We start from the raw sequence: 12,234 nt of genomic DNA on the forward strand, positions 1-12,234 counted from the left end.
ACCACTTACCCAAGTTACGCCTTAAATTTGGCTCAATTAGGGGCGCTTTGCATTTCAAATCTTTGTGCAACAAAGCCCCTTGTTACATAAGAATCAAATCGACGTTGAATATAATCAAATGATAAATTTCTTAATTGCTGTACTAACTCATCTTCATAATCAAGATAATCATTCAGGTCATAACGTAATTCGACAAATGCTTCAATACATCCAAAATAGCTATAATCAGGATTATAGACTTCATCGAAGTCAATTAACAATCTGGCTAGTCTATTAAAAAAACTTCTGGACTTTGTTTGGTATTCACAAGTATCAAGAATAAAATCTTCAATCTCTATCAATAAACCTGCTTCACTAATACTCACTAGATTTCCTTTTACAGTAATTAAGACCATATAAAGGATGAGTTCTGTAAATTTATATTTTTTATTATTTAAACTAAGTGATAGAATTAATTAATAATATTAATAACCCGCATTAAAAAGCCTGAACATTTATTAACTCCAATACAGCTACCACTATTAAAAGCCTTGCTGTATATAGACAAAATCCAATAAACGTATTATAATCAGCAAAAAATAAGTACTCTTTTTGAAGATTGAGTTATCTGTCGCTTATAAGCAGTTCTGGTACAACAGGTTTCGACCTAAGCAGAACAACTCCATCACTCGATGAAGAACATCAAAGTTAGATTCAAGTGAAGATAACACCATCCCCCTGCATGTCGGGGTTGCCACCACCTACAATACCCCTCTACAAGAAACATTCGAAAAAATAAGGGGAAAACGTCTGAAACAGGACGGAAAAGTTACTTGAAGCTCTACCCAATACATCTAAAATTTAAGGGTAAGTTTTTCGTAAAGAGGTGTAAAAATGAGCAACTTTGAAGATATTAACCCACTAAGATCAGCACTCAATCAACTAAAGGATGATGATCTTATTGCTGCATTGTTCCTAATGGAAATGGATAGTGAGCTAGGTAACTTTAGAAGTTTTCATCGTGAACTAGATAGGAATGTAATGCGTGCTTTTATTCAAAAAATAAATACCATTAAGGAGTTAAGTGAAATTCGCCAAATCATTATCCATTATTATTCAGCACAGAGTTGGAGATTTATTGATGATTATTTGGATCAAATTTATTGTCTTATTAATCGCCTTAATAACCGTGGAAAAAATCTATCTAAGCATAAGCTAGATCCAAGACTATTAGCATTCGCATTAAACTATTATGTTGCAGATTCTAGACGTTGGGATAGAAGCATTAATGATATTAACAATGGTTTCTTTAGACTATTATTCATTATCTACTGCCATCCAGAATATAGCCAACGCTCTAGGGAACTAGATATTATTGAGGAGAGATATAGTAGCCTAATTAACAAACATCTTGTTCATTTTGTGAAAAGTGATACGGTGGACTTCTACCGTTGGGCGAAAAACTATATGGACAGCGATGATAAATATAGGAGTACAATCTATACACCTATCACCGATGAGGAGTATAGAACGACTGTTAATATTATTTTTGACAGACTATTTGATGAGAATGAGGACATTTATTCAGCGTTAAAAGATAAAATGTCAAATGCGTGGTATCAAAAAACATACCGCAAAAAAAACAAAGGGAAAAAAGCTCATCATTATGCTTTACCTAAAATAGCATTAGAATCCTTGCGTATCTTGTCTTTTAAATGGAATATGACACAGGAAAAGGTCATCGAAAGATTAATTAACGAGCGTTACATTAAAGAGTGTTCAGACCCTAATTCTGGTGACTCGTTATATTAATCTTTCCATTAAAGCCCTCTATAGTGTTTTAAATAGGGGGCCAAAACGTACATCATCATTTCTAATAATAAAGAAATAATTTATAATATCAGGAGTCATAATACCAATTTGATCTTCTGAAAATGTACGGAAATACTCTCTTACCAACCGATAATATAAACAGAAATCTTTATAATGATCATTAAATGTTCTTGGCTCATGTAAGGTAAATCCATGCTCGAACATTCGCTCTTTAGCTTCAACTGTACAGACTTTTTTCTTTGGATCATCTTCGTTTAATGGCTCTGCATGAGTAGCTCGTTCAGTATTAGTCTCTTTAAAATAGTTCACAAACCAACTTCCCATGAGTCCTATGCATTGAGAAATATTATTTAAAAACAATCTATTGTGAACCAATCTGCTGTTTATTTCTTTTATATACTTCTCTATACTCTTTTTAGAATCTAGGTCTATATCTGCAATACTCTGATAATCATTTCCTATCTGTAATTGAACCTGTTTCATTGATTTTACAAATAAAAGCATATCATTAATTTTTTCTTCTGAGTTATTAAAGTCAATCTCTAAAGTTATTTTTTTATAAGTATTTTTCACGTATAACTGTTTTTTATAAACCTCAAATTCAATGAATAACATTGCTCTAAAGAAAATATCATTAAAACGCTCTTTTTTATCCTCTGCATTTTTAGCTTGATAGCGATCTGATTTCAAAATCTCAAGGTCTAAAAATTTATTAAATACTGCAATTGAAGTTAGGTCATATTCAAAATAGAGATATTGAGCAACTAACTTATATACCAGTTCTCTTTTTATAGTAGCAAACTTATATATTTCATCTAATGTATCTATATCTGCACGAAACTCATCTAAAGCAAAGCCTTGTTTCTCTACATTACTTGCCACTTTTTCTAATAGTCTATTGGCAGCCTCAACCAACTCAAGATAATTATTAACCTCTAATGGTTGTGGAGTACCTGCCATAGTTTCAATGTAGCACAATAAAAAATGTTGATATAAATGGAATTTTTTTCCTTGATGACCTCTAGCATAGGTTACATCATCAATCGTTTTTGTAAAATGCGGAAAAAACTCATTTTTAGGAACTGAATAAGTCGAGAGTGATGCTGTATCATGGAAATAGAAATAATCCATAAGTGTGATGGCTGTATTTTGAACTTCTGTAAGGCTAGGCATAGCGTGTTGTGTCTTGGCAGAAAGGGGGACTCTTTTTACCACATTTAATACAGGATGGTGATGTACCAAAATGTCCTTCATCAAGCAGCACAAAAGTGTTGGGGCAACCCAGCTTTTTACTTTCTGCTTTGTTTTGTACTTTACCAAACAATGGAGTCATGATGAACGAGTTAAACACCATCGACTATTTATTTTTAAAGTTCCGTTCAGTTTATATCAAACTGGAGGATGTCTGCAAAGAATATTACCCCCATCTTTGCAAAGAAAAAGTGCTTGAAAAAGCACGTCAGCACAAATTTCCTTTTGTGTGCTTTAGAATAGATGACAGTCAAAAAGCACCATTCTTTGTACGGATAGAGGAACTGGCTAGCGTGCTGGATGAAATTTACGCACAAAATTATCGAGGCTTCCAAACCTCGATGCAAAAAGCCATCCAAGCAACAATCTAAGCAACATTTAGGGAGCATGAAATGTTAGAACCTCGCTATCGTGTCAAGGATTTGGTGAACTATCCTGAACGCCCAGCAAAGGACTATGTAGATCGTAGTGGTCGCAGACGGAGACTGTCCCACAAGCCTGCAAGTAAAGGCTTACTAAATGTGGCTGAATCAACTTTCTGGAAAATGATTCGTCGTGGTGATTTTCCTGAACCGACATACTTAACAGCAAGTATGCCAACATGGGCAGAAAGTCAAATCAATGCTTGGCTTGAGCAGAAAAATACAAAAGCAGCATAAAACGAAACAGCCTGTCTATGACAGGCTGTTTTTAAATCATAATATTTTGCATAAGAGGTAATATTAATTTTAGAAATTCTTACAGATTACCTTAAACCTTTTATCTAATCATTATTAAGAAATCTGTGTTCCACTCAAATTTTAAATGTCTAATAAACGAGCTTATTCAATGTAGAGTAGTTTTTTTTCTTGAGGGCTAATTTTTTCTAGAATATCTGGAAAAAAAATTAACATATTGCGACAGCCACGAATTAAATAACTTTCCGCAAGCTCTAAAGCAACCGCACTATATCCTTCCTCAACCTCTGAATGTACTCCTGTCCCTCTATTCCCTTCAATCATTCTAAAAAATCCCATTGGGAAAGAATGAACATTCGTTGATAACAGCTTATACCAATATCTGAAATCATTTTTATCTACTCCTTCTCGCTCTTCAATATCCTCTCTACTTATAAAAAAAGCATTTTTTCCTTTTAAATATTTACTTTTTTCATTTTCTTGTAAGTCTTTAAAAAAGCTACAACTTTCTAATTTTTCTAGAACAAGTTTCTCAATCTCAACATTTTCTCTTTCTCCATCATAACTATCAGGGAAAAATGAAAAAAACTGTTTTCTAGAATAGTAATCATGCACATTAAAAAGAGCCTTTCTGGCTTCTAACTCTTCATCCGACACATTATCAAAACATAAATAAAAAAGCGTTTGATAACATTCCATTATATTCCTCGTAAGGCTAAAAGCTGAGGAATAATCCCAATCCGCTTTATATTCCTTGGACACATCGTGATCTAATAATTTTCTTAAGCTTCTACTAGTCGTGCATAGTTTAGTAAAAAGAATACAGGCCCAAACTACTTTATCTTTTTCACCATATCGACCTGCCCCCAAGCGAGAAATTTTAACTGCTAGGTTAAGTGTTCTACAGTAACTTTTAAAAGCTACCGTAAATTTTTTATCGCCTATTGCCATTTACTTTAAATTTCCAAAGAGATGGATACTTATATTCTATATTTTCTATAACATTAAACAAAATCTTATTTATCCAAGGTCACAACTAATCCAATTGGATTAAATTATTTGTTCTTACATACTCATCAATGAGTTTAAGAAAATTAATCCGCTTTTTACCTTTTCTAACTTTATCTGTAGCAATAAGAAAAAGATCAATAAGACCTAATCTTAAATGATGTTCATTTGTTGGAAAGTCAATAATTATGGGAAATATTGGATGACTACCAGAGAATACTACAACGTAATTTTTTTCAGGAACATATGGTGTAATCGTTACTTCAAAACTCATATCACTATAAGTTTCCTCAGAATGAGGTAACTTTTTACCAGCCTCAATCTCAAAAAAACGTTTTAAAAATTGAGCCTGATTCATAAATGTCCCCACTTTTGCATTCCAATATAACACAAATTAAACATCAGATATAAAACAAGCTTTAAAATCAGCCTAAAAGGTCACCATTGGCCACAATCAGTTTTAAGCTTACTCATGTCATAACGACCACTATGAGAAAGCCTAGCCTTTGCCAAGCTGCCAAGAACTCTTTGATATAGTCCAATGATCGAGATAAAATGGTCTATTTATCTTTAGCTGTTTTTCGATGTCATTAAAATTGCAGTTCGAGTAAAGATTCCAAATAATCAGCCCATTCCTGCATCATCTGTTGGCGTTTATTTAGGAATTTGGTTCGGTTGTAAGCTGTACCATTATTGTCTTTGACCTTATGGGCTAATTGATGCTCAATAAAATCAACTCGTTGTTCCAAGATTTCATCTAGCATGGTACGTGCTGTTGCCCTAAAGCCATGTGCTGTCTGCTCACCACCATAGCCCAAACGTTTCAAGGCTGAATTGATAGTATTGTCAGAAATACAGGTTTTACCATCCCGACCCACGAAAATATATTCGCTGTATGGATGCAGATCAATAATTGACTCAATCAAGTCAAAGGCTTGATCTGACAATGGCACAATATGAAGCTGCCTGGTTTTACTGGCTGTAAATTTAAAGCATCTCTCCTCACGATAGAAATACTCTTTTTTCAGCTTGCGTATCTCCCCTGGTCGCTGAAATGTCAGCACAGAGATTTTTAACGCCACCTGTGTGGTCAGTAAACAGCGTGTATAAAGTTTGGAGTAGTTCCAAATTTTATTAAGCATCGGAGCTAGGTCTTGCTCCTCTGTTACTGCTGCAAAGTTCCCACCCCGTGGTTTGGGCAATTCAATATCCTCAATAGGATTGTATTGAATCAGCTTCTTTTTACGCGCTGATTTAAAGATTTGGTTCAGGTCTGATTTAAGGCGTTTGGCAACTGACAAGGCTCCACGCTCAATGATGCGCTTAAAGACCTTAATCTCAAGGATTTCTAAGGTAAGCTGTGGAAAGGTTAAATCACCAATGTAAGGATAGACATCGTGCTTTAAACGACGGACTGTTTCCTCATCCTGCTTTTGTTCAAGTTCACGTTTATATAGCCATGCTTCAGCAACAATACGAAAGGTATTTTCTGCTTCTTTCTGTTTCTGAGACTTGGTTTCAATCCGCTCCATTGCTGGGTCTATGCCCTGCTTGATGAGTTTCTTATATTCATCACGAATCGTACGTGCGTCATCTAACGAAACTTCTGGATAAGTCCCTAAAGATAAATCATTACGCTTACCTAAGAACGGACGTGTGTAATTGAAGATCCAGTACTTGCTACCGCTTTGGTCAATACGCAAATACAAATTTCCACCGTCTGACAGCTTATACATCTTGTCAGGATCAGGTTTGGCTTTTTTGACTTGTAAAGCACTAAGCTTATTGATTCCACGAGTTGCCATAATTCAGACATAAAAAATGCAGTAAGAAATAATCTTACTGCATTTTTTACTACTTTATAACTACCGATTGGCGTAGTGCGTCAGGGCTTGTTATATCGTATATTTCCAACTTTAACTTTATAAATCATAAACTTATATAGTGTTAAACAGTGTCAGAAACTTGAATTTGGCGGAAGCGGTGAGATTCGAACTCACGGAGGACTCACACCCTCGTCGGTTTTCAAGACCGGTGCATTAAACCGCTCTGCCACGCTTCCATGTGCGTAAGAATACAAAGCTTGCCCTCTTTATTCAAGAGAAATTTAACTGCAATGTATTCAAATGCATAATGTTTCATCAATTATTAGAGTTTAGCGGCCAATTCTGCCCCTTCGCGGATTGCACGCTTGGCATCCAGCTCACCTGCTAACTTTGCACCACCAATCACATGATATTTTGCCAATGTGGTTTCATTCTCATGCGGTACTAAATCTTTTACTGATTCCTGACCTGCACACACCACAATGGTATCCACACGCAATAACTGGTCATGGCCATTATGCTCAACCCATAAGCCTTCGTCAGTTACAGCCTTATATTGCACACCACGAAGCATACGAACAGCATGCTTTTTCAATTGTGCACGATGTACCCAGCCTGAGGTTTTACCCAAACCAATACCCAAAGGCGTTGTTTTACGTTGCAATAAATAAATCTGACGTACAGGCATTTCAACTTCTGGACGTTGTACACCGCCTTCAGAAATATAATTAGGGTTTGGATCAACGCCCCATTCGCGTTGCCATTCTGCCAATGGTTGTGGCTGTGGTTGATGAGGTGGTTTTAGTAAAAACTCTGACACATCAAAACCAATACCACCTGCACCAATCACAGCAACCTTATGTCCAACCTTAGCGCCTTTTAGTACTTCTGCATAAGACAAGACTTGTGGTGCATCACTACCCTGAATTTTTAAGACGCGTGGCACTACGCCTGTTGCAATCACCACTTCATCAAAGCCTTCACGTTCCAACTGTTCACGATTGACCTTAGTATTTAAGCGAACATCCACACCTGTTTGTTTGAGTTGAACTTTAAAATAACGAATGGTTTCATGAAATTCTTCTTTTCCAGGAACAACTTTCGCTAGATTAAACTGACCGCCCACATCATTATTGGCTTCAAACAAGGTTACGGCATGACCACGACTTGCCGCCACTGTTGCAGCCGACATGCCTGCAACACCACCACCCACAACCGCAACACGTTTTGGTTTCTTGGTTTTGATATATACCAGTTCAGTTTCAAAACATGCCTGTGGATTGACTAAACAAGAGACACGCTCATTTTTAAAGGCATGATCCAAACACGCCTGATTACAAGCGATACAGGTATTAATTTCATCCACACGGTTGGTTGCAGTTTTATTGACCCAGTATGGATCAGCGAGGAATGGTCGTGCCATTTGCACCATATCCGCCTGTCCTGAAGCAACAATCTCTTCAGCAACATCTGGCATATTGATACGGTTTGACGCAATCACTGGTACTGAAACATGCTGTTTAACTTCGGCGGTATAATCCACAAATGCAGCTCGTGGAACTGAAGTGACAATAGTTGGAATACGCGCCTCATGCCAGCCAATTCCTGTATTTAGAAGTGTGATTCCCGCTTTTTCCAATGCTTTGGCAATAACGATCACTTCCTGCATGGTGTTGCCATCATGCACTAAATCAAGCATGGACAGGCGGAAACAAATAATGAATTTTTCACCAACTTTGGCACGAATCGCCTTGACGATTTCCACGGGAAAACGCATACGGTTTTCAATATCGCCACCCCAACGGTCTGTGCGCTTATTGACATGGTTGCTCAGGAACTGATTGATCAAATAACCCTCAGAACCCATGATTTCCACACCATCATAGCCTGCCTTTTTTGCCAGGCTTGCACAACGGGCATAATCCTCAATGGTGGCCAAAATCTGGCTATCCGACATTTGACGTGGTTTAAAAGGATTAATGGGCGCCTGAATTGGCGATGAAGAAACCGAAAATGGATGATAACCATAACGACCTGAATGCAGGATTTGCATCAGGATTTTTGCGCCATGCTTATGCACAGCATGTGTGACCAGACGGTGATGAGGAATATCTGCCAGACTGTTCATAGTACCACCCGCAGGTAATAACCAGCCTTGACGGTTGGGTGAAATCCCACCCGTGATGATTAAGCCGACCCCACCTTTGGCACGTTCACCAAAATAAGCAGCAAGTTTAGGATAATTAAAAAAACGATCCTCCAAGCCTGAATGCATCGATCCCATGACCACACGGTTTTTAATGGTCGTAAATCCGAGATGTAATGGCTTTAAAATATTTGCATAGCTAGTCATGGTATTCCTTCTGTATTTATTGGCTTTGCAACTTGTTGCATAGTACTTTAACTGAATTTTTATATGTGTTTATGACTCTTTTCAAGAAAATGCTGACCCTAAAGTCAAAAGTAATGTAACTATTTTGATTTCCAATCTAAAAAACCAAAATCAAATGTATTAGAACATAATTTTTCTGCTTAGTTTTTCTTTCAGGAAAACAAGCTCAATGAAAAGTGTTACAATAGTTCCGATTTTTTATTCTCAAGACTACCTGTTCGGGGTCTTTACTCATAAAAGTTAGGACAAGCAATGACTGATAATGCAACTATCTTGCAGCACGTACCTGTAGGCAAAAAAGTTGGGATTGCCTTTTCTGGTGGTCTCGATACTTCAGCAGCTTTATTGTGGATGAAACAAAAAGGCGCAGAGCCTTATGCTTATACTGCAAACTTGGGTCAACCTGATGAAGATGACTATGATGCAATTCCAAAGAAAGCTGAACAATACGGCGCAGTCAAAGCTCGATTAATCGATTGTCGTTTACAACTTGCGCTTGAAGGTATTGCAGCAATTCAATGTGGCGCATTCCACATTAGTACTGGCGGTGTTCCTTATTTCAATACCACACCTTTGGGTCGTGCAGTGACAGGTACAATGCTTGTGACGGCGATGAAAGAAGACGACGTCAACATCTGGGGTGATGGTTCTACTTATAAAGGTAACGATATTGAACGTTTCTATCGTTATGGTTTATTGACCAACCCTGCCCTCAAAATCTATAAGCCTTGGTTAGACCAAACCTTTATTGATGAGTTAGGCGGTCGTGCCGAAATGTCGCAATTCTTAATCGACAACGGCTTTGACTATAAAATGTCAAAAGAAAAAGCCTACTCAACTGACTCAAATATGTTGGGTGCGACGCATGAAGCCAAAGATTTAGAATATCTCAATGCTGGTATTAAAATCGTTGAGCCAATCATGGGCGTTGCATTCTGGAAAGATGATGTAAAAATTGATGCTGAAGAAGTATCGATCACCTTTGAAGAGGGCTTCCCTGTTGCATTAAATGGCCAACGTATCGAAGATCCAGTGGAATTCATTCTAGAAGCAAACCGTATCGGCGGTCGTCATGGTTTGGGGATGTCTGACCAGATCGAAAACCGAATCATTGAAGCGAAATCTCGTGGTATCTATGAAGCACCAGGTATGGCTTTATTACATATCGCTTATGAGCGCTTAGTGACTGGTATTCATAACGAAGATACGATTGAACAATACCGCATTAACGGTTTACGTTTAGGTCGTTTGCTTTACCAAGGTCGTTGGTTCGATTCTCAAGCATTAATGCTTCGTGAAACTGCACAACGTTGGGTGGCGAAAGCGATTACAGGTACTGTGACTTTAGAGTTACGTCGTGGTAATGACTATACCATTATGAACACTGAATCTCCGAACCTCACTTATGAAGCTGAGCGTTTAACCATGGAGAAAGGTGATTCAATGTTTACGCCAATGGATCGTATCGGTCAGTTAACCATGCGTAACCTCGACATTACTGATACCCGTGCAAAACTCGGTATCTATACTGAAACAGGTTTACTTGCTGTTGGCCAAGGTTCTGCAATTCCACAGCTAGAAAATAAATCAAAATAAAAGATGGGTAAATTAATTTGCCCACTTAAAAAGGCTGAATATTTGATTCAGCCTTTTTTATTATTTGAAATAAAAAGTTAAATACTCAATCATTTCATTTATAGAACAATATGTCGCAATTAAAGACTATTTATAGTCATTATGAATCAATAATATAAGCATTAAGCTAAACATAATAATTGGGAGATGAAAGATGAATGCTTATCTACATCGTAGTGAAAATCGTGGTCATGTCAAAGCAGGCTGGTTAGACACCTATCATAGCTTTTCATTTGGTAGCTGGTATAACCCGAAATATATGGGTGTCAGTGCCCTTCGCGTGATTAACGATGATACAGTTGCTGCGCATAATGGTTTCGGTACTCATCCCCATGACAACATGGAAATCTTAACCTGTGTACTTGATGGCACTATTTCCCATAAAGACAGTATGGGCAATGAAGGTCAGATCAATGCGGGTGAATGGCAATTGATGAGCGCTGGAACTGGGGTCACCCACAGTGAAATGAATAAGCATGATAAAGCGGTGCATCTATTACAGATTTGGATTCAACCGAATGTGCAAGATGCCGAACCAACCTATCAGCAAATTCAGCTGAATCCAAAAGACCATCCAAACCAATGGCACTTGATTGCTGGTGATGCATCTGCGCCAATGTCGATTCGTCAAAATGCAGAAGTGAAAACTGCTGTCATTGAAAAAGATCAACATTTAGAAATTACAGCACGAAAAAAAGTGAACTACGTGCATGTGATTTCAGGTGAAGTAATGATTGCCGATCATTTGGTTAAAGCAGGTGATGCTTTAGTATTCGATGAAACTGCAACCATTACTGCATTGCAAGACAGCCAAATGATTTGGTTTGATCTACCTTAATTAAACTCAGTTTATCTTGTACCCCTTGCCCCTCATGGGGTACAAGCTTTTTCTAATCATTATTGCTGCTACTATCACAACTACTTGAGTCTGAGCTCGAATCATCATTTGAGCTACATTCATCAGAACGTCTGAAATCATTATTTTGAGAAGAATCACATGAGGAGGTTGTTGATGAATATGGCTGGCTATAATCAAAATTATCTTGTGTAGAATCAGTTTTCTTGGCAAAAAAGAACAATAAAATCAAACCAATAACAATCACTATAATCATAAATATCAGCATCACAATTCCCTATCGCTATCCTAATCCTTATGACAAACTATAGCGTAAATTTGCTTTAAAAATAATGGGCATTAAAAAAGCCCGATTAACGGGCTTTTCTACAACCTTGAACATTTTTAAAAACAATCAGAATCGTTTCGTTCGTTGTTAGCTGTGTATTAAGGTCATCATATCTTCGTTCATTTAGGCAAGATTTCTCTTAAATCCCAAATAGTATATGACTTCCTTATTGATTAAATTAGCACCAATATCAGGCTGAGTCAAGATTCTAATATCTGATAAAAATTGTTCAAGTATAAGAAACTCATTCTAAATTGCAATTCAACCCAGTTACCGAGTTATTCTTCTAAGCAAATATTTGTGGTATTAATAAAAAAGCCCTAAATTTTATAAACTTAGGGCTTTTTTATTAAAATCTTGGTAGGTATATCCAGACTCGAACTGGAGACCTCTACGATGTCAACGTAGCGCTCTAACCAACTGAGCTATACACCTAGAATGAGAGCATA

At 37.1% G+C, this 12,234-nt stretch carries 12 protein-coding genes and 2 tRNA genes; 5 read left to right on the forward strand and 9 right to left on the reverse strand.

Going from position 1 to position 12,234, the window contains the following annotated elements:
- Window positions 1-32: 32 nt before the first annotated feature.
- Window positions 33-365, reverse strand: coding sequence for a hypothetical protein (locus NO346_RS05310; RefSeq protein WP_256414502.1), 333 nt, complete (start codon window positions 363-365; stop codon window positions 33-35).
- A gap of 508 nt (window positions 366-873) precedes the next feature.
- On the opposite strand from NO346_RS05310, the gene NO346_RS05315 reads away from it, so the two are divergent.
- Window positions 874-1,791: a hypothetical protein gene (locus tag NO346_RS05315; protein ID WP_256414503.1), complete on the forward strand. Its 918-nt coding sequence runs from the start codon at window positions 874-876 to the stop codon at window positions 1,789-1,791.
- Between the two features lie 18 nt (window positions 1,792-1,809).
- Here the strand turns inward: NO346_RS05315 and NO346_RS05320 are convergent, their stop codons facing one another.
- Entirely contained in the window at window positions 1,810-2,985 is a 1,176-nt protein-coding gene (locus NO346_RS05320; RefSeq protein ID WP_256414504.1) for a hypothetical protein, read from the reverse strand.
- Between the two features lie 158 nt (window positions 2,986-3,143).
- Here NO346_RS05320 and NO346_RS05325 point away from each other — a divergent pair, with 158 nt between their 5' ends.
- Together NO346_RS05325 and NO346_RS05330 are read left to right on the forward strand one after the other, a co-directional pair.
- Entirely contained in the window at window positions 3,144-3,434 is a 291-nt protein-coding gene (locus tag NO346_RS05325; RefSeq protein WP_371924518.1) for a pyocin activator PrtN family protein, read from the forward strand.
- Window positions 3,435-3,455: 21 nt separating this feature from the next.
- Window positions 3,456-3,722 (forward strand): AlpA family transcriptional regulator, encoded by a 267-nt coding sequence (locus tag NO346_RS05330; RefSeq protein ID WP_256414505.1) that lies wholly within the window; start codon window positions 3,456-3,458, stop codon window positions 3,720-3,722.
- A gap of 162 nt (window positions 3,723-3,884) precedes the next feature.
- Here the strand turns inward: NO346_RS05330 and NO346_RS05335 are convergent, their stop codons facing one another.
- From NO346_RS05335 to NO346_RS05355, 5 genes are all read right to left on the reverse strand, one after another.
- Complete coding sequence (locus NO346_RS05335; RefSeq protein WP_256414507.1) at window positions 3,885-4,691, reverse strand: DUF5677 domain-containing protein; 807 nt, start codon at window positions 4,689-4,691, stop codon at window positions 3,885-3,887.
- An 85-nt stretch (window positions 4,692-4,776) separates the two neighbouring features.
- Complete coding sequence (locus NO346_RS05340; protein WP_256414508.1) at window positions 4,777-5,106, reverse strand: hypothetical protein; 330 nt, start codon at window positions 5,104-5,106, stop codon at window positions 4,777-4,779.
- Between the two features lie 232 nt (window positions 5,107-5,338).
- Entirely contained in the window at window positions 5,339-6,553 is a 1,215-nt protein-coding gene (locus NO346_RS05345; RefSeq protein ID WP_256414509.1) for an integrase arm-type DNA-binding domain-containing protein, read from the reverse strand.
- A gap of 167 nt (window positions 6,554-6,720) precedes the next feature.
- Window positions 6,721-6,810 (reverse strand) — tRNA-Ser (locus NO346_RS05350).
- An 86-nt stretch (window positions 6,811-6,896) separates the two neighbouring features.
- Window positions 6,897-8,927, reverse strand: a complete 2,031-nt coding sequence (locus tag NO346_RS05355; protein ID WP_256414510.1) for an NADPH-dependent 2,4-dienoyl-CoA reductase — start codon at window positions 8,925-8,927, stop codon at window positions 6,897-6,899.
- Between the two features lie 291 nt (window positions 8,928-9,218).
- On the opposite strand from NO346_RS05355, the gene argG reads away from it, so the two are divergent.
- Window positions 9,219-10,562 carry an argininosuccinate synthase gene (gene argG, locus NO346_RS05360; RefSeq protein ID WP_256414511.1) on the forward strand — a complete coding sequence of 448 codons (1,344 nt, stop codon included), beginning with the start codon at window positions 9,219-9,221 and terminating at the stop codon, window positions 10,560-10,562.
- A gap of 193 nt (window positions 10,563-10,755) precedes the next feature.
- Window positions 10,756-11,439 carry a pirin family protein gene (locus tag NO346_RS05365; protein WP_256414512.1) on the forward strand — a complete coding sequence of 228 codons (684 nt, stop codon included), beginning with the start codon at window positions 10,756-10,758 and terminating at the stop codon, window positions 11,437-11,439.
- A gap of 52 nt (window positions 11,440-11,491) precedes the next feature.
- Here the strand turns inward: NO346_RS05365 and NO346_RS05370 are convergent, their stop codons facing one another.
- Window positions 11,492-11,725, reverse strand: coding sequence for a hypothetical protein (locus NO346_RS05370; protein ID WP_256414513.1), 234 nt, complete (start codon window positions 11,723-11,725; stop codon window positions 11,492-11,494).
- Window positions 11,726-12,143: 418 nt separating this feature from the next.
- Window positions 12,144-12,220 (reverse strand) — tRNA-Val (locus tag NO346_RS05375).
- Window positions 12,221-12,234 lie beyond the last annotated feature (14 nt).

It is taken from the genome of Acinetobacter sp. 5862, from assembly GCF_024494585.1.
In the GTDB taxonomy this organism is placed as follows: domain Bacteria; phylum Pseudomonadota; class Gammaproteobacteria; order Pseudomonadales; family Moraxellaceae; genus Acinetobacter.